General features: G+C 55.7%; 17 protein-coding genes. 5 read left to right on the top strand and 12 right to left on the bottom strand.

Annotation, left to right across the window (positions count from 1 at the left end; all coding sequences use genetic code 11):
* The first annotated feature begins 167 nt into the window (after window positions 1–167).
* The 3 genes from F6Y09_RS01470 to F6Y09_RS01460 are packed head-to-tail and all read left to right on the top strand — an operon-like array spanning window position 168 to window position 1,256.
* Window positions 168–383, top strand: coding sequence for a hypothetical protein (locus F6Y09_RS01470; protein WP_152205154.1), 216 nt, complete (start codon window positions 168–170; stop codon window positions 381–383).
* Between the two features lie 11 nt (window positions 384–394).
* Complete coding sequence (locus F6Y09_RS01465) at window positions 395–778, top strand: YbaN family protein (protein WP_152205153.1); 384 nt, start codon at window positions 395–397, stop codon at window positions 776–778.
* Window positions 779–818: 40 nt separating this feature from the next.
* A complete protein-coding gene (locus F6Y09_RS01460; protein WP_152205152.1) occupies window positions 819–1,256 on the top strand; it encodes an RrF2 family transcriptional regulator in 438 nt (145 codons plus the stop codon).
* Between the two features lie 75 nt (window positions 1,257–1,331).
* Here F6Y09_RS01460 and F6Y09_RS01455 read toward each other — a convergent pair whose 3' ends face one another.
* A complete protein-coding gene (locus tag F6Y09_RS01455) occupies window positions 1,332–2,417 on the bottom strand; it encodes a fatty acid desaturase family protein (protein ID WP_152205151.1) in 1,086 nt (361 codons plus the stop codon).
* Between the two features lie 73 nt (window positions 2,418–2,490).
* Complete coding sequence (locus F6Y09_RS01450; RefSeq protein WP_152205150.1) at window positions 2,491–3,594, bottom strand: ferredoxin reductase; 1,104 nt, start codon at window positions 3,592–3,594, stop codon at window positions 2,491–2,493.
* 278 nt (window positions 3,595–3,872) lie between these two features.
* Between F6Y09_RS01450 and F6Y09_RS01445 the strand changes: the two genes are divergently transcribed.
* Window positions 3,873–4,505: a TetR family transcriptional regulator gene (locus F6Y09_RS01445; RefSeq protein ID WP_152205149.1), complete on the top strand. Its 633-nt coding sequence runs from the start codon at window positions 3,873–3,875 to the stop codon at window positions 4,503–4,505.
* Between the two features lie 37 nt (window positions 4,506–4,542).
* On the opposite strand, the gene F6Y09_RS01440 is transcribed toward F6Y09_RS01445, so the two are convergent.
* The 5 genes from F6Y09_RS01440 to F6Y09_RS01420 all read right to left on the bottom strand — a co-directional run bounded on the left by F6Y09_RS01440 (window position 4,543) and on the right by F6Y09_RS01420 (window position 9,818).
* The gene (locus F6Y09_RS01440) at window positions 4,543–5,982 is read right to left on the bottom strand and encodes a WS/DGAT/MGAT family O-acyltransferase (protein ID WP_152205148.1); all 1,440 of its coding nucleotides are present in this window, start codon (window positions 5,980–5,982) and stop codon (window positions 4,543–4,545) included.
* 136 nt (window positions 5,983–6,118) lie between these two features.
* Window positions 6,119–6,712, bottom strand: coding sequence for an HD domain-containing protein (locus F6Y09_RS01435; RefSeq protein WP_152205147.1), 594 nt, complete (start codon window positions 6,710–6,712; stop codon window positions 6,119–6,121).
* 16 nt (window positions 6,713–6,728) lie between these two features.
* Window positions 6,729–7,511, bottom strand: a complete 783-nt coding sequence (locus F6Y09_RS01430) for a class II aldolase/adducin family protein (RefSeq protein ID WP_152205146.1) — start codon at window positions 7,509–7,511, stop codon at window positions 6,729–6,731.
* Window positions 7,512–7,629: 118 nt separating this feature from the next.
* On the bottom strand, window positions 7,630–8,424 hold the full coding sequence (locus tag F6Y09_RS01425) for an alpha/beta hydrolase (protein WP_152205145.1): 795 nt from the start codon (window positions 8,422–8,424) through the stop codon (window positions 7,630–7,632).
* The gene (locus tag F6Y09_RS01420; RefSeq protein WP_218944081.1) at window positions 8,424–9,818 is read right to left on the bottom strand and encodes a flavin-containing monooxygenase; all 1,395 of its coding nucleotides are present in this window, start codon (window positions 9,816–9,818) and stop codon (window positions 8,424–8,426) included. The genes F6Y09_RS01425 and F6Y09_RS01420 overlap by 1 nt, the downstream gene beginning before the upstream one ends.
* 131 nt (window positions 9,819–9,949) lie before the next feature.
* Here F6Y09_RS01420 and F6Y09_RS01415 point away from each other — a divergent pair, with 131 nt between their 5' ends.
* Window positions 9,950–10,579, top strand: a complete 630-nt coding sequence (locus F6Y09_RS01415; protein ID WP_152205143.1) for a TetR/AcrR family transcriptional regulator — start codon at window positions 9,950–9,952, stop codon at window positions 10,577–10,579.
* 7 nt (window positions 10,580–10,586) lie between these two features.
* Here the strand turns inward: F6Y09_RS01415 and F6Y09_RS01410 are convergent, their stop codons facing one another.
* From F6Y09_RS01410 to tmpT, 5 genes are all read right to left on the bottom strand, one after another.
* Window positions 10,587–12,557 (bottom strand): alkaline phosphatase D family protein, encoded by a 1,971-nt coding sequence (locus F6Y09_RS01410; protein WP_152205142.1) that lies wholly within the window; start codon window positions 12,555–12,557, stop codon window positions 10,587–10,589.
* Window positions 12,558–12,627: 70 nt separating this feature from the next.
* Complete coding sequence (locus F6Y09_RS01405; RefSeq protein ID WP_152205141.1) at window positions 12,628–14,199, bottom strand: SpoVR family protein; 1,572 nt, start codon at window positions 14,197–14,199, stop codon at window positions 12,628–12,630.
* Window positions 14,196–15,482 carry a YeaH/YhbH family protein gene (locus F6Y09_RS01400; protein ID WP_246180329.1) on the bottom strand — a complete coding sequence of 429 codons (1,287 nt, stop codon included), beginning with the start codon at window positions 15,480–15,482 and terminating at the stop codon, window positions 14,196–14,198. The genes F6Y09_RS01405 and F6Y09_RS01400 overlap by 4 nt, the downstream gene beginning before the upstream one ends.
* An 87-nt stretch (window positions 15,483–15,569) precedes the next feature.
* On the bottom strand, window positions 15,570–17,492 hold the full coding sequence (locus F6Y09_RS01395; RefSeq protein WP_152205139.1) for a PrkA family serine protein kinase: 1,923 nt from the start codon (window positions 17,490–17,492) through the stop codon (window positions 15,570–15,572).
* 232 nt (window positions 17,493–17,724) lie between these two features.
* Complete coding sequence (gene tmpT, locus F6Y09_RS01390; RefSeq protein ID WP_152205138.1) at window positions 17,725–18,393, bottom strand: thiopurine S-methyltransferase; 669 nt, start codon at window positions 18,391–18,393, stop codon at window positions 17,725–17,727.
* Window positions 18,394–18,431 lie beyond the last annotated feature (38 nt).

Below are 18,431 nucleotides of genomic sequence, written 5' to 3'. Positions count from 1 at the left end.
TGTAAGAATCTTCGTGAAATTTGCATATTTCGTGCTTATAGAAGGAATAAAACTATATAAATTATAGTCTTGAAGATTTCAGAGTGGTAGTGGTCAACGACTTGCGAAGGTGGTCAAATTGGTTTAGATTAATGATATATTAAAAATATATGTTTAAGGGGTGAGGTATGAACAAGCTGCTGTCGATATCGAATGGGTCTCTGTTGGCGTGCGCCATTGCCTTGGCAGCGTCCATTCTGCTGGCGTATCCGTTTGCAGAGTTGCTGTCCATGCCCGGCCAGATTTTCGCCCATATCGGGACCCTGCTGTTTGCCACGGGAATCAAAATCTCATATGTGGCCCGCCTGGTGTCCCAGCGAGCTCTGGGTTTACCGGTTCACTGAGGGTGACTGTCATGGCACCCGCCAGGAAAGATGAGTTGCGAGCCAGGGCGGGTTACCAGTGTCTTGCTTATGTCAGTGTGGGGTTGGCGCTGATTGGCGCGGTACTGCCTCTGATACCCACTACGCCCTTTTTGCTGATGGCGGCGTGGTCAGCGGGACGAGGTTCGCCCCGAGTGGCGAACTGGCTGGATAACCACCGGCATTTCGGGCCCATGATTAATGGCTGGCAACAGCACGGTGCTGTGCCCGTCGCAGCAAAATGGCTGGCCTGTCTGTTGCTTGGGTCCAGCTGGCTAACGCTTTGGTGGGCAGGGGCGAGTATCTGGCTATTGGGGTTACTCGCGGTATTTTTTATCCTCCTCGCTGCTTTTCTTATGACGCGCCCGTCCCTGTGACGGTATCCTGTCAACTTTGTTGATGTGCCGGAGTATTCGAATGCATATTACCCGCTACACTGATTACTCCTTGCGAGTATTGATGTATCTGGCAGTTCAGACTGATCGCCTGGCGACGATTCAGGAGATCGCCACCAGTTATGACATATCCAAGAATCATCTGATGAAGGTCGTACATCAACTCAATCGCAAGGGTTATATTGAGACTGTCCGGGGCAAGAATGGCGGCCTGAGGCTGCATCGCCCCTGCAGTGATATCAATCTGGGGGTGTTGTTCAGGGAAACCGAGCAGGATATGGCTTTGGTAGAGTGCTTCTCTTCCGGCAATACCTGCGTTATAACGCCGGTATGCGGGTTGAAGAGCATCCTTAATGAAGCGCTCAATGCATTTCTGGCCACGCTTGACAAATACACCCTCGAAGATCTTCTGCCCAGCCGTAATCAGCATCAGCTGCAACGATTGCTGCACATCGCCTGACGTTGGTCATCGGGTCCCCCAAACTGAAAAAGCCCGCCCGGTTCAGCGGGTGGGCTTGATTGACGACGCGGTTCTTCAGGCGGCCTGGGTTTGTGGCGCAAGCTTCAGGCGCAGACGGTCGGGCAGGGAATACTGCACAATCCGCTTGACCACGGTGCCGTACTGGCGGGCGAAGCTGCCGGTATTGTAGTGAATGCCGTACTTCTTACACACGGCCTGTACCTTCGGCGAGATTTCGCGGTAGCGATGGGCCGGGATGTCAGGAAACACGTGGTGCTCAATCTGATGGCTCAGGTGGCCACTCAGCATGTGCATCAACTTGCTGCCGGTGAAGTTACTGGAGCCGGTGAGCTGCCGCAGATACCACTGGCCCTTGCTGCCGTTGTCGCACTCTTCTTCGGTGAAGGTTTCTGCATCCTGGGTGAAGTGACCACAGAAAATGACCGACGAGGCCCACAGGTTTCGAATCAGGTTGGCACCCACATTACCGGCCAGAACCACCGGGGCAACCGGTAAGGTTACTATCGGGAAGAAAACGTAATCCTTGAATGCCTGTCTGCCGCCCTTGCGGAAGAATTCTTTCAGGAACTGCTTCTTGTCGGATATCTTGATTTCACCCCGGCGGAGACGGTCGAACTCTAGCTCATGCAAGCCCACGCCCCACTGGAAGAAAACGCTGAGCAGAACGTAGTTGATGAACTGCAGGGAGTGGGCCGGTTTCCATTTCTCGTCATCACTGAGACGCAGCAAAGCGTAGCCATAATCGCGGTCCTTGCCGATGATGTTAGTGAAAGTGTGGTGTTCGTAATTGTGGGTGCGGCGCCAGGAGTCTCCCGTACACGTGTTGTCCCATTCGTATGTCTGGGAATGCAGGGCCGGATCGTTCATCCAGTCGTACTGGCCGTGCATGACATTGTGGCCGATCTCCATATTCTCGATGATCTTCGACAAGCCTAAAGAGGCCACTGCCGCTGCAAACACCGGGGGGATGAAACCCAACGGCATCAGCGCCCGGCCACCCACTTCCAGACCGCGGTGCAGCCGGATAATCCGGCGGATGTAACGGGCGTCACGATCACCGACATCGGCAAGAACCTCGTCGCGAATGGCGTTCAGGTCCTGCTCAAGATTGTCCAGTTGTTCGGGTGTCAGTTGTTTCATATCTGTTCTCCTCAGTACTGCCAATAGCAACCGGCAGTAAGAAATCGTGTATGGGGGCGGAGTTAAAAGGCTGTCAGAGATCGACAGAGACCGGGCCCCGGGGTACAGAGATACACAGCTGGATGGTTTCTTCCCCGGGGCCGGAGGCCCTCCCGGTAAGGCGGTTGACCACGGTGCCGCTGGTTTTCCTGCAACTGCACTGGTGGCACAGGCCCATGCGGCAGCCGTGCTGGGGGGAAAGCTGCGCAGCTTCGGCGGTTTCAAGCAATACCGCGTCGCCTTCTGATGTCACCTTGATATCGCTGCGGCTGAAGTGAATTTCGCCCCCCAGGCTGTCACCGTCCAGGGTGGCCGTGGGAACCGAGAAAAAGGTGCTATGAATGCGATCTTCTTCAATACCGCGCTTGGCCAGTAGCTCACCGGCCAGATCCATAAGGCCTTTGGGTCCACACAGATAGCACCGACGAGCGTTCACACCGGGCACGTCATCGAAATGCGTGTCTTTCAGGTATTCCGGTGACTCGCCTTCGTTTGTGGCGATGATGCGCAGCGTCAGGGCCGGCCAGTTCAGGCGCAGTGCATGCAGTTTTTCGGCGCCAATAATGTCAGCCTGGGTACGGACGAAATAGAGCAGGGTGACGGGCGCCTGATAGCCCCTTTGAGCCATGGCTTCAAGTTGGCTCAGAATCGGTGTAACGCCGCTGCCACCGGCAACATAGAGAACAGGCTCGTCGGCTTCAGGCAGTCGAAAATCACCGAATGCCTCTCCCATACCGATAACATCCCCGGACGCTAGGTTGTCATGCAGCCAGTTGGTGGCCAGGCCGCCGGTCAGGCGTTTGATCGTCAGGGAAACGGTACCTTCGTTCTTCCATTGGGCCGGAGCGCCTGAAAGACTGAAGGTGCGAGTGCGCCGCACGCCGTCAATGTCGACGTCTATGGTGACGTGCTGGCCGGCGACAAAACCGCCCCAGCGAGCTGCGGGCTTAAGAATAAAGGTTTTGGTGTCAGCGGTTTCATCCACCACAGCCTGCACTCTGGCCGGCACGTATTGGCGTACCCACATAGGGTTGATCCGTTCCAGCAACGGGTCAAAAAAAGCAGCCGGGTCTTCCCGGTTAAAAAGCTGCTTGCCGAGCCAGTGCAGCGATGGTTTTGTTGCTAGTAATGACAGCATGGTTTTCCTCTCCATGTGTACAGTTGTGCACATCATGTGCACGACTGTACACAGTGTGCGGAGAGCCTGTCAACAAAAATCAACGGCAGGGGTGATTAGGGTTCAACTATATGAACAATATTAAATTTACGGTTTTAATTGCGAGTTTTAAAAGATCAGGCAGGTACAAATACCTGCATTGTTACCTGAAATGACAGCGTGAGTTTCCGGCAGCTCGACAAAATGTGTACACTTGTTATCGGAATACTGATGGCAGGCTATCAAGGAAACATACCGTAATGGCAGACAAGCAACGGCGTAAGCCCGGCGAGACTCGTGACAAGCTGATGGCGGCTGCCCTGTCGCTGGTGGGCAAAGGTCGCCATTTCGCCAGCCTCGGGATTCGTGAAGTGACCCGTGAGGCGGGCATAGTGCCGACGTCGTTCTATCGCCATTTCCGGAATATGGACGATCTCGGGCTTCAGTTGGTGGATGAGCTGGGGCTGGTTTTGAGGAAGATGATGCGGGAAGCCCGGGCCAATGTGTTGCACGCTGACAAGTTGATGGCGGAATCGGTCGCAATCTTTATCAGCCATGTGGAGGCCAATCGCAGTTGTTTCTTCTTCATGGCGCAGGGGCTGGCGGGTGAGAGTCGGGCGGTTCAGGAAGGTATTCGCAGTGAAATGCGTTTTTTTGCCAGCGAGCTCGCCAACGACCTGCGCCGAATGCGGCTGGTCGATCACCTGAATGACCGCGATCTGGACATGACTTGTGACCTGGTCGTCCGCAGTGTGGCTTTCAGCCTGACCGACCTGTTGGGAATCTCCCCGGATGATGAGTACCAGATCAATCAGGTTAAAACCCGTACCACCCGCTTTCTTCAGCTGATCTTTGTGGGAGCTGCCCACTGGAAAAGCGTCACGGAGTCATAATGCCGCGTCCCGAATCCACTCACGGCACGGCTGGCGATTATGTTTTCCTGGCGGTCTTGCGGCGAACCGCTGGCTTTGAAGGCTTCGCTGCCATCAGCGTCTCCAGTTCGTCCAGTGCCTCACCGGTATACACTGCCAACCGTTGCATGCTGGGCAGGGTGTCCCGGCAGCCGGTGAAACCAAAATTCAGGGAGCCGGCGTAGCTCAGGCAGGTAATATTGAGCGCCCCCCCGTGGGCAATCAGCGACACCGGGTACATGGCTTCAAGTTTTGCCCCCTCATAATAAAGTGGCTTCTCCGGCCCCGGCACGTTGGAAATGGTGACGTTGAATACCGGCCTCATGCGCCCTCCCAGACCTGACATCAGCTGCAGTATGTAGGGCGACATCAGCAGCATGGTGTACTGGTTCAGTGCGCTGCGGGGCAATTTCTGCAGGTGCTCCTTGGCTCGGCGGGTCGAGGTCTTGATCGTATTCAACCGGGTGATCGGGTCGGCTTCGTTGGTGGCCAGTGTTGCGATCATGAAGCTGATGGCGGTGCCGGTACCTTCATCATCCGCCGGTCGGATGTTAACCGGAATACCTGCGGTCAGGGAGGTATCCGGCAGGCTTTTCTGTTCAATCAGAAATCGCCTCAGGGCGGTGCCACAAAGATAAAGCACAATGTCGTTCAGGGAGGCGTAGGTGGTCTTGGTCAGCGCCTTGAGCCGGTCGAGCTGATAGTGCTGGGTGGCGAACCGGCGCTGGCCGGTAACCCGCTTGTTCAGGATCGATTTCGGGCCTGTAAACGGTGCCGTCAGATCATCGTTCGGATGGCGGGCTGATTGCACCAGCCGGTTCATGGCGCCCACCAGACGAGGGGCCATATCGGCCTGGATGCGCAATGCTTCCAGTGCCTGGGAAAATGCCCCCGGTACGCTGGCCTCACGGTCGGTGCGCCGGGCACGGGTTTGTTGCGGCCTGACGGACCAGGGCGGCAGCATGTTGGTCTCGGTCGGGTCATTGGACAGAACCCGCTGCAGTAAACGCACGCCGCTGATGCCATCAATCATGGAGTGATGCATTTTGGTGTAAAGCGCAAACCGGTTTTGCTCCAACCCTTCAATAATGTGGCATTCCCACAGCGGGCGGGCGAAATCCAGCGGATTGGAGTGCAATCGGGAGACCAGAATACCAAGTTCCCGTTCACTGCCAGGCCTTGGTAACGCCGAGTGACGCACGTGGTAGTCAAGGTCGATGTTCTTGTCGGTCTTCCAGGCGGGGGATATCAGCCGGCCCAGAAAACTTGTGTAGACCAGGCGGTAACACCAGGGCGGCGCTAACTCGAAATCGGCTTTCATCCTGTCCAGCAGATCCCTCAGAAACGTTTCCGGGGCGTTGTCCGGAAGGGAAAAAATCTGAAGGTTACCCACATGCATTGGGGTATCTTCAGACTCCACTGCCAGCCAAGATGCATCCAGCGTTCCCATGCGTTTCATTGAGCGTCCTCTTGCACCCGATCGGCAGTCCGCCTCCGGATTTGTTGTTGTGTCATGGCATTTTGCAAGTATACGCAACAAAACGCTTCGGAAACGAGTGCCGAGTCAGACTATTTAGCGCCACCGTCAGAGCGGACTACATCGCCTCGGTGGTTTTCTTGTAGAGCGATTTTCTCGGGTGTGCAAGCACGCGCCTGATCATGGGGTCGAAGTAACTCAAAGGCAGGGTTTCCGCGTTCGGGTCGAAGGCCGGTGAATCGTATTTGCTGACAAACTCAAGGGTGCGGTCGTAATGGGGATGGTCACGGTACTGGTCCCGCATATCCCGGTCCATACCCAGATAATGGAAAAAATAATAACCCTGGAAGATGGCGTGGTGCTTGACCATCCAGTGATTCTCTTCATTGACAAACGGCTCCAGCAGGACTGCCGCCACATCGGCATGATTGTAGCTGCCCAGGGTGTCGCCAATATCGTGCAGCAGGGCGCACACCACGTATTCTTCATCCTTGCCGTCGCGATGGGCCCGGGTGGCAGTTTGCAGACAGTGGGTGAGGCGGTCTACCGGAAAGCCGCCGAAGTCGCCCTCAAGTAGCTTCAGGTGCGTCATGATGCGGTCTGGCAAGCCCTTGGCAAACTGCCCGAAATGACTGGCAATTACCTGCCAGTCCTCCGATGTGCCCTCTTGCATGTGGGTAAAGGTGGCGTGGGTTTTTGTGGTATCAGTCATGTTCAGTTCACCTTTCTCAGTCACGGAACCCGGGGTTGGTACGGTCCAGTTTGCGCAGCAGGCCGGGCCAGGCCAGGTTGCCCCCCTGGCCTTTGGTCACCTGGGACGCTTGCTGTTTGATGGTGTCCACAATGCCGCCGGGTATCGGGGTCAGTTCCCGGTTACCGGACAGGGCGCCGATTTGCACCTCGCAAGCCCGCTGCAGGATGTACATGCCCAGAAACGCATTGGCGATGGATTTGCCCACCGTCAGCAGGCCGTGGTTTCGCAGAATCATCGAGTTAGCGGTGCCCAGGTCTTTCTGGAGCCGGGCTTTTTCATCCTCCCGCAGTGCCACGCCTTCGTAATCGTGATAGGCGAGGCTGGCCAGGGGGAACAGGCTTTGCTGGGATAAAGGCAGCAACCCTTCTTTCTGAGCTGAGACTGCCACGCCGGCGGCGGTGTGGGTATGCATCACGCACTCTGCGTCGTCACGGACGGCGTGAATGGCGCTGTGGATGGTAAACCCGGCCGGGTTGATGTCGAAATCGTCCGGGTTGATCTTGTTGGCTTCCTGATCCACCCGGACCAGACTGGAGGCGGTAATCTCCTCAAACATCAGGCCGTAGGGGTTGATCAGGAAGTGGTGTTCATCGCCGGGAATGCGGGCGGAAATATGGGTGAAGATCAGATCATCCCAGCCGTAGAGGGCAATCAAACGATAGGCTGCGGCAAGGTCTACCCGCAGTTGCCATTCTTCGGCGCTGACGCTGTCTTTTTTGGAGGGAATGTTCAGTTGTGATGAGGTTGCTGATGGCATGGAGGGCCTCTCTGAGTGTTTATAGTGGGGGTTGCTGCTTTTACAGCCCCGGCGTGCCTTGAAGCCAGTCTTCTGACCCCGGAATGAGCGTTAGCCCGGAACGGCATTGAGCCTAAAGTTAACGCACTGCCAAGGCCTGATCCAGCCATTTCAGAGTGCGGTCAACAATACCTTCCCAGCCGGGTTCGCTGAGCAGCCAGTGTGCATGGTCGGGGTATTCCCAGTAAGTCAGGGCGTCGCCATACCATTCCGACGTTTTGCGGCTGACAGTGATGGGAACGATTCGGTCCTTCTGGCCGGCAATGGCCAGCATCGGGCATTCGATGGTGGTTTTATCCACTTCATTGGTGCGATTTATATTCAGACGGCCGAACGCGATTTCATAGGCGACATGGCCGGATTCAGGCACCAGTCCGGCAATCAGCGGCTCGCGCTCAGCTTCGGGAACGGCGTTGAACAACAGATAGGACGCTTCCGCCGGAGACAGCTCGAAGGCTCTGGCCCACAGGCCGGGTTTGATAAAATGGCGAACCAGTCCCGGCAAGGATTTTGGCCTCAGCGGGAACACTGCTCCGGGTGCTGCGGTATTGACCAGCACAGCGGCGGCGAGAGGCACATTGGCGGCCAGTATCTGGGTAATCAACCCGCCCAGGGAATGGCCGATCACGATGGGAGGCTCGGGCAGCGAATCGACCACTGCACGGGCAGTTTCTATGTAATCGTGCAGGCGGGTTTTGCCGAGTCGTTTCAACGCTGCCCGGTCGGCGTCGGCCCGGTGGCCGGGCAGGCGAATGGCAAAGCAGGGATAGCCGGCGTCGCGCAGAACCGACTCCCAGTTTGCCCACACCCCGGGCTGGCTCCATAAACCATGAATGAAAACCACGGGCGGTTTTGTTGTTATTTTATCCACCATCAGACAGAACTCGTGTGCTCCGGTGCTGTCTGGCCAGCCTGCCGGAAGTGTTTGTAACGGCCGTGGATACCGGCCGGTGGTTTGCCGATGTCGATACCCGCCTTACCCAGTTCGGTTTTCAGGTCTTCCCGGAACTTATGATAGTCCACCTCAGTGGAATGGCGACCGCCACCCTCAAATTTCAGGTGAGGATGAGCCAGCTCGTGATCAATAGCGGCTTTGATATCCAGGGGTCGCTGGTACCGACCGCTGATTTCGGCGCAGGCCAGTTTGGCCTGGTAATCGGCCATCGGCCAGATGCATCCCAAAGGCTGGAACAGACCGATGAAGTACAGATTCTCATACTTCTCATGCATCATTTTGCGGTATAGCGGCACGTGGCGGGCTTGCTCGAAATCGATAAAATCGCGATCGAAGAACGGGAAGGTAATGCGGAACCCGGTACAGGCAACAATGATGTCATAAGCTTCGGTGCGGCCATCAGCAAATTCCACCGAATCACCTTTCAGGGCGTTGATTGCCGGTCGGGGTTTGATACGACCGTGCCGAATGAAATCGAGCAGATCCGAGTTGACTGAAGGGTGGTGGCTCAACACCGGCTTTTCCGGTTTTGGTAGCCCGTACTTTTCAGCGTAATCACCCTGGAGTAACTTCAGCAATACGGTAAAAATCAGCTGCCTTGCTCGTCCGGGTAACCAGGGCGTGCGTGCACCCAGAACATCCGATGGTAACCCGAACATGAACTTGGGCAGGAACCATTGCGGGCTGCGCATGCTGAGACCCACGTGGGAAGCAAGGCGCGAGGATTCTACCGCCACATCACAGGCGGAGTTTCCGGCGCCGATCACCAGCACTTTCTTGCCTCGCCAACTGTCGTCCACGCCCTTGAAATCGTGGGAGTGCATGAAGGTGCCATCGAAGTGGCCGGGATACTCCGGAGTCTTCGGGTTCCAGTGGTGGCCGTTGGCGACCATCAGGTGGCTGTAGGTTTCTGTATGGGTCTCGCCATCCGCAGCGGTATAGCGAACATCCCACTGGCCCTCGTTGTTCCGGCTGATGTGCTCCACCGTGGTTTCGAAGCGGATCTGTTTCATCACCCCGAAATGTTTGGCGTAACTTTCGAAATAGGCTTGCAACTGGCGGTGGTTCGGGTAATCGGGGTAGTCGTCCGGCATCGGGAAATCTTCATACTCGGACCAGTTTCGCGAACTGATGATGTGGGTGTTTTCATAGACGCTGGAGTGGCCGGTTTTGGCGTTATAAACCCAGTTGCCTCCTACCTGGTCATTTTGCTCGAACACGGTGACCGGCAGGCCGGCTTCAAGGCAGTTCTTGGCGGCCGTCAGGCCACTGGGGCCGGCCCCGATGACACAGATATGGCAAGGTTTACTCACAAGGGCTCTCCTGACTATTATTATTGTTTGGCTCAACATTACAAAAAGCCAACATTTGTTGGGTCCGTTTAAAAGTTAACTTTTGTCCGTTATAGTGTCAACACTCTGAGGATAAAGCTGAGGCCGCCGCGATGGAACTGCCCGATAGACTAATTACCACCAGTAGTAAAAAGCCGCTACAGGAACGCAGCCGTGACCGGGTTGACCGGGTTCTGAAGGTGGCTGAAAAGCTGGTAGCCGAAGTTGGCCCCGAGGGTTTGTCGATACCCGAGGTTGCGAGGGTCTCCGGCGTACCACGGGCGTCCATTTATCAGTTCTTCCCCAATAAATACGCACTGTTGCTGGCCATTTCGGATATTCATTTAAGGCGCGTGAGCGATCTGGTAGCGGGTTTGCGAGATCAGCTTCAGGGTGGCAGCCTTGAGGATATTGCCCGCCTCACCACCCGTTCGACAGCGGATTACTATAACCAGCACCCGGTTGCCAGTGTGCTGATACTGGGCGGGCCGATGAGCCGGAACGCCTACCTGTCGCAGGAAATCACCATTCAGGATATCGGGCGGCAATTAAGGCTTTTGCTAATGCATAACAACCCGGAGCTCAGAGTGCCGGAGAGCCCGGATGTCATGACGATTGCCGTGGAGATAGCCTTCGCCTGCATGAAGCACTCGTACTATACCTACGCCACCATTACCGATGAAATGGCAGGACAGGCCGCTCTGGCGGCTCTAGCGTATCTCCGTGGTGTGCTGCGAGACTGACAGGACATCAGCGATGCTGGGTATATTTCCCTTGCTCAAACAGCGTTTCGCCATCTGTCGCGTTAAGCTGGCGGATTTCGGTCGGAGCGCCTTCCGTATTCAATGCCACTGACCCGATGCCGGAATTGTTCCAGAGCCGTTCCCCGGCCTCACGTCCGGTCGGCATTCTGGGTGTTACTCTCATTTTTCGCCGCTTGGTAAACCAGTTGAGGGGAGACCAGGGGGCGTACAGCCAACGGTTGATCCGGTCGAGCCATTCCAGCAAGGTTTTGGGAAATTCGTTTTTGAGTCCGCTACTGGTGATCTGCCAGATATCGGGGCCAGTTTTCTTGTGACGCAGTTGGACGTCATAGGCAAATGAGTAGTGCACATCTCCGGACAGGATCACGAAGTTATTCGGTGTGCCAGAATGACCGAAGATGTTCAGCAGAACGTTAGCCGCACCACGATGAGCCATCCAGTTTTCTGCGTCTACCAGCAATGGCCGGCCAGCCCATGTGAAGATCCGTTGTATGGTTTCAATCAGCTTGACGCCAAACATGGGAGCAGAGGACACCACGATCACCGCTTTTTCCCCCATGATAGTCTGCTGGAACTCGGTTAATGCCTCCCAGTCCATGAGACCGGACGGATAACTAGGGGTTACCTCACTGCGCCATCGCCGGGTACGGGTATCCAGTACCACAACCCGGGGATTGGTGGGAAGTGTGTAGTGCCAATGGTGGAATGAAAGAAGCTCCTCTATCAGATGGTCCTGGGTGCCGCTGTCGAGAAGTCCCTCTGGTTTGTCGCGATTTAACAAAATTTCTGCCTGCGACATCAGACTCTCAAAAGCGGAAGGGTTGTTACCCCAGCCCTGGCACAGCAGGTAACCCATCAGGGCGTTACCGACAATCCGCTTGGAAAAAGGGTGTCCGTAGGCAGTGGCTTCCCACAATGCCGACAGGTTCCAATCATCGGTGATGTCGTGATCGTCGAAAATCATATAACAGGGCAGATGGGCCATTGCCCGGGCAGCGCGGGGCAGGCCGGTGACAAAATGCTCAATACAGGTCATCTCCCGCCGATAGCGGGCAGCTTTATTGTCGTCGAGTCGGGGTTGTCGGGGGTTGATCAGGCGCCAGCAAACAGGTGACCACACCAACAGATACATGGCGAAAATTTCGGCAAAGGAAATCAGATGGTTTTGTGCACTGCTGGTGGTGAATACGGGTTTTCTCACGCCGCCAAAAAAGCGTTCGGTCAGCGCTTCGTTGCTTTTGGTTGCCGGTAACAATTTGTCGCGGTGGTAATAGGTATCCGGATGAGCAAACAATGCCCTGCTGTTGGCCACAACGCTACCGTCGAGATGTTCATGGAACAACTCCAGCCGGCCGATTAATTCGTGGATGCTCCGCAACATCGGGCCTGCCACATCGTCCGCGTAAATCTGATCGCCTTTCATCATCAGCAATGCCGGCCGCTCCAGAATGTCAGCACCGGTGGCAATCAGTTCCTCATCAACCCGGACCAGGCCATCATCAGCGGGATGGTGCGGTCGCCGACACGAACCGTGCAATAGCCGGTCAATCCTGCTCTTGATCACAAAATCTGGCCGGCTGGCGCCGGGAAGACACAGATGTGAAGCCCAGTCCCTGATCCAGAGTTTGATGGATGAAGTCCCGCTGGCAATGCCGATGTCATAGCTTAACCGCGTATCGGTGGGCAGTGGTCCTGTGGGTACAAAATCGATCAGTTGCAGAAATGCGTGGGTACCCAATGACAGCGTCGTTAGCTGGTCTGCGTTCAAGGGCTGGTTCTCGAGCACCTCATTCGAGTCTGCGGCTGTGAGTGTCAAATGCAAGGGCAGGCGCTCGCTCGTCACCAACCAGATTACCAGCCGTTCGGGAGTGACATGTCGCAGAATGGGGCCTGCAATTACCAGGGGCAGAGTTCGGAGGTCAGGGTTTTCGGCAGACGTTGATGACTCATCAGCCAAGTAAGTTGCTCCCTTTGCCTTGTCTTTTGGGGATCAGCTTTTGATTGTGACCGGCTTCTTGCCGCCCAGGTCAATATCGCGGCCGCTGGCCCAGTGGTTCATCATCCAGATCCAGGCCAAGTTCTTGTGGCGGGCAGTGGAATTCCTCCACGACCGTGCCGTCCTCCACGCTTTCCAGATGGACATCAAAACCCCATAGCCGATGCACATGCCGGATCACTTCATCGCTGGACTCGTCCAGTGGCACACTGTTGACCGGAATATGGCGCAGGGTCAATGAGCGGTCGCCCCGCAAGTCCACGTTCCAGACCTGGATATTGGGTTCCCGGAAACTCAGATTGTATTGTCGCGCCAACTGCTCGCGCAGGCGTCGGTAGCCGGTTTCGTCGTGGATGGCGGTAATGCGGTAAACCTCTTCCTGTTCATCATCCGCAATGGCAAAGAGCTTGAGATCCCGCATGACCTTGGGGGAAAGGAACTGCAGGATAAAGCTCTCATCCTTGAAGTTCTTCATGGCAAAGTGCAGGGTCTCCACCCAGTCTGTGCCGGCGATGTCCGGGAACCACTCCCGGTCTTCATCCGTCGGGTTTTCGCAGATTCGACGCAGGTCGGTAAACATCGAAAATCCCAGGGTGTAGGGATTGAGGCCCGAGTACCAGGGGCTGTTGAACGGCGGTTGGTAGACTACCGCCGTATGGCTCTGCAGGAATTCCAGCATGAAGCCGTCGGTGACCAGGCCTTTCTCATACAGCCGGTGCAGCAACGTGTAGTGCCAGAACGTTGCCCAGCCCTCGTTCATGACCTGGGTCTGGCGCTGGGGGTAAAAGTACTGCCCCAGTTTTCGCACGATACGGATAACCTCCCGCTGCCAGGTTTCCAGCAGCGGGGCATTCTTTTCGATGAAGTAGAGCAGATTTTCCTGGGGCTCTACCGGATAGCGCTTCTTGCGACGGGACCTCTCTTCATCCTGGCTGGATCTGGGAATGGTTCGCCAGAGATCATTGAGTTGCAACTGCAGGTATTCCTCACGATCTTTCTGGCGCTGCTGTTCTTCCGCCGCCGAAATCGGCGAGGGTCGTTTGTAGCGATCGACCCCGTAATTCATCAAAGCGTGGCAGGAATCCAGAATTTCCTCCACCGCATCAAGACCATGGCGCTCCTCACATTCCGCCAGATAATTGCGGGCGAACACCAGGTAATCAATGATGGCGCTGGCATCGGTCCAGGTCCGGAACAGGTAGTTGCCCTTGAAGAACGAGTTGTGGCCATACGAAGCGTGGGCAACCACCAGTGCCTGCATGGGTAGGGTGTTCTCCTCCATCAGGTAAGCGATGCAGGGGTCGGAGTTGATGACTATCTCGTAGGCAAGCCCCATCTGGCCCCGTTGATAACCCTTGGACGTATTCAGGAACTGCTTGCCGAATGACCAGTGATGGTAGCCCACCGGCATGCCAACGGAGCTGTAGGCGTCCATCATCTGCTCGGCGCTGATCACTTCGATCTGGTTCGGGTAGGTGTCCAGCCCGAACTCGGCCGCGCACTTGGCAATTTCATCGTCGTATTGCTGAATCAGGTCAAAGGTCCATTCCGAACCAGTGGAGATCGGATTCCGGGTAGACGGTTTCTCGATTGAAGCGGTCATGCGGCTTTCCTCTCGAACAGATGCCGGAATACCGGATAAATTTCGCTCGGGTCCGCAATCTGCTGCATGGCGAAGCTTTGCGGGAAGCGCTCATGGATTTTCTCGTATTCGTACCAGAGCATCTGGTGATCCTGGGGCGTGATTTCCACATAGGCAAAATATTGCACCAGGGGCAATATGCTTTCTGCCAGCAACTGGCCGCAGACCGGGGAGTCGTCATTCCAGTTATCACCATCGGAGGCCTGGGCCGCGTAGATGTTCCATTCCGACGGGGAATAGCGGGCCTCGATGATCCTGTGCATCAGCTTCAGCGCGCTGGAGACGATGGTGCCACCGGTTTCCCGGGAATAGAAGAATTCCTCCTCATCGACTTCCTTGGCACTGGTGTGATGGCGGATAAACACCACATCAATACGCTTGTAGTTTTTCTTCAGGAACAGATACAGCAGGATGAAAAACCGCTTCGCGATATCCTTGTGCATCTGCGTCATGGACCCGGACACATCCATCAGGCAGAACATCACTGCGCTGGTGGCCGGTTGTGGCTGTTTGAGGTGTTGGCGATACCGGAGATCGATCTCGTCTATAAACGGAATACGGCGCACGTTGGCCTTCAGGCGGGCGATTTCCAGCTCGAGAACGTCGATCTGGTCTTCGTGGCTGAAGGCCGGGTCCAGATCATCCGGTGCGGATTTCAGGGCTGCGAGCTGGGCTTCCAGCTCCCGGATTTTCTTCCTGCGGGCACCGCCCAGGCCGAGACGGCGCGCGTGAGCACCCCGCAGGGATCGCACCACATCCAGTTTGGCTGGCACGCCCTGAGTGGAGAAGCCGGCTCGCACGTACTTATAGGCTTCGGTGTCCTTGAGTTGCTTGCGAGCCAGGTTCGGGAGTTCCAGGTCATCAAACAGGAATTCGAGGAACTCTTCCTGAGTGATCTGAAAGGCGAACTCATCCATTCCTTCGCCGTCTGGACTGGCTTGTCCCTGACCCTGGCCCGAACCGCCACCCTGGGGCTTGGGCAGGGTGTCGCCCGCGATGAATTCCTTATTGCCCGGGTGCACCATCTCGCGCTTGCCACCCTGGCCATGGTGGAAAACAGGCTCCTGGATATCCCGGGAGGGAATGCTCACGCTTTCGCCCCGTTCGATATCCGTGATGGACCGGCGCTGGACCGCCTCCGCCACCGCTTTCTTGATGTGCTGGCGGTACCGGCGCAGGAACCGCTCGCGGTTCACTGCGCTTTTGTTCTTGCCGTTCAGTCGTCGGTCGACAATGTGGGTCATACCCATAGTGGCACTCCTGGTGGCACTTTCTTGCAATTGTCCGGGCGCCTTTGGGCGCCCTTACTGGCTAAGGATGCGGTCGTCGCCTCAGTGAGACTTCCGGACCCGCAGATACCATTCAGCCAGCAGTCGTACCTGCTTCTCAGTGTAGCCTCGGTCGACCATCCGTTCGACGAACTGCTTGTGCTTTTTCTGGTCCTCATTGCTTGCTTTCGGGTTGAACGAGATCACCGGGAGCAGGTCTTCGGTGTTGGAGAACATTTTCTTCTCGATCACACTGCGCAATTTCTCATAACTCAGCCAGGACGGGTTGCGACCCTGATTGTTGGCACGTGCCCGCAGGACAAAGTTGACCACTTCGTTGCGGAAATCCTTCGGGTTGCTGATGCCCGCGGGTTTCTCGATTTTCTCCAGCTCATCGTTGATGGACGAGCGGTCGAGAATTTCGCCGGTTTCCGGATCACGGTATTCCTGGTCCTGTATCCAGAAGTCGGCATAGGTTACGTAGCGGTCGAACAGGTTCTGACCATACTCGCTGTAACTCTCCAGGTAAGCGGTCTGGATCTCCTTGCCGATGAACTCCACGTAGTGGGGCGCCAGGAATTCCTTGATAAACCGCAGGTAGCGCTCCTGGGTCTCCTGCTGGAACTGCTCCTGTTCAATCTGCTTTTCAAGTACATACAGCAGGTGAACCGGGTTGGCAGCAATCTCGGAATTATCAAAGTTGAACACTTTAGAGAGAATCTTGAAGGCGAAGCGGGTTGATAGCCCGTCCATGCCCTCGTTGACGCCGGCAGAATCCCGGTATTCCTGGATCGATTTGGCTTTCGGGTCCGTGTCCTTGATGTTCTGGCCGTCATAAACCCGCATCTTGGAGAAGATGCTGGAGTTTTCCGGCTCCTTCATGCGGGACAGGATCGAGAACTGGGCCAGCATATCGAGGGTGTCCGGGGCGCAGGGCGCACCGTGCAACGAGCTGTCCCGCAACAGTTTGCGATAGATGTCGATCTCTTCGGTGACCCGGATGCAATAGGGCACCTTGACGATGTAGACCCGGTCAAGGAAGGCTTCGTTGTGTTTGTTGTTCCGGAAAGTCTGCCACTCGGATTCGTTGGAGTGGGCCAGGATGACACCGTCAAACGGCACCGAACCCATGCCTTCAGTGGTGTTGTAGTTGCCTTCCTGGGTTGCCGTCAGCAACGGGTGAAGCACCTTGATGGGCGCCTTGAACATCTCGACAAATTCCAGCAGCCCCTGGTTGGCCTTACACAGGCCGCCACTGAAGCTGTAGGCATCCGGGTCATCCTGGGAAAAATCTTCCAGCATGCGGATGTTGACCTTGCCCACCAGGGCGGAAATGTCCTGGTTGTTGTCGTCGCCCGGTTCAGTCTTGGAAACCGCTATCTGGTCGAGCACGGACGGGTAGCGTTTGACAACGCGGAACTGGCTGATGTCGCCGCCAAACTCGTGTAGCCGCTTAACCGTCCAGGGTGACATGATCGTTTTCAGGTAACGGGTAGGAATGCCGTACTCTTCCTTCAGGATGTCGCCGTCTTCATCGACGTTGAACAAGCTGAGGGGGGATTCGTTAACGGGGGAGCCCTTGATCGCATAGAAGGGCACTTTTTGCATCAGTTGCTTGAGCTTCTCGGCCAGGGACGATTTACCGCCGCCGACCGGTCCGAGCAGGTAAAGAATCTGCTTCTTCTCCTCCAGCCCCTGAGCTGCATGGCGGAAGAATGACACGATGTGTTCTACCGCGTCCTCCATGCCATAGAACTCAGAAAATTCCGGATAGCGCTTGATAACTTTGTTGGAGAAAATTCTGGAAAGCCGGGAGTCCCGGGAGGTATCGACCAATTCTGGCTCACCGATGGCCATGAGCATACGCTCGGCCGCAGTGGCATAGGCAGACGGGTCCTTTTTGCAGATCTCCAGATATTCCTCAAGAGAAAACTCCTCCTCCTGAGTCGCGTCATACCGGTTTTTGAAGTGCTGAAGAATGCTCATAGTGGCCCCTCGCTCGCTGTTATATCAGCTGTGATTCACGCAAAATTCCCCGATCAATTAGGACCGCCTGTACCGGCGATTCGTTGTTAGTTAGTTGAGTTGAATGGAATCTTAATACCAGATACGCCAGCAGACGGTTTCTGGTTTGGATAATTTTAGCTTAGATCAGTCTAACGGCATTGGACAGTGACAACTCTGTTTTGTTTCGTGAATAGACGTATTTTTCTTATGGTTATTCCGCGCCTTCACGTCGCTTTAATTTGAACACACTTTCAGTCGCACCACTCAGACCCTTGCGCTTGGCAAAGGGGTGATCCCTGGCCAGAGTATTGGTCACCACGTGTTCGATGTCCCAGTCCCGGCCATAGAGCTCGCCTACCTCAAGATCACTGACATTGAAGGGTGGGCCTTTCATTTCTTCATTCTGATAGTCCAGAGTGACCAGCAGAATCGACACCTGTTCTGGCAGAACTGCTGTCAGATGCTCAACGTAATCGGACCGCATACCGGGGGGTAGCGCAATAAGCGCCGCGCGGTCATAAACCAGTCGAACGTGCTTGAGGTCCTCGGGCACGAGCTGAAAGAAATCCCCACACCAGAGTTCAAGGTTGTCATGGCGGAAAGTGGTAAACGGCTGGCCAGGGTGAACAGATGCCTTGGCCTGTGCTTCTTCAAAAAAATCCTTGCAGGCAATGTCGCTTAGCTCCACACCGATGACCGGATGGCCCCGGTCGTGCAGCCACCACATATCTTTGGCTTTGCCGCAAAGAGGCACAAGAACGGCGTCTGTACTGTGACCAGCAAGGTCTGACCAATGGTCATGAAGGTACCGGTTGATGGTGCCTTCGTGAAAGCCGATTTCTTTTTTTTCCCAGCGGGTGTGCCAGAATTCATGGTCCATAACAGAGGCTCCTTGTAATGGAGGTTTATCTCAGTCTA

The organism is Marinobacter changyiensis (genome assembly GCF_009193265.1).
Lineage (GTDB): Bacteria > Pseudomonadota > Gammaproteobacteria > Pseudomonadales > Oleiphilaceae > Marinobacter > Marinobacter changyiensis.
This window is presented reverse-complemented; position numbering and strand designations above follow the sequence as displayed.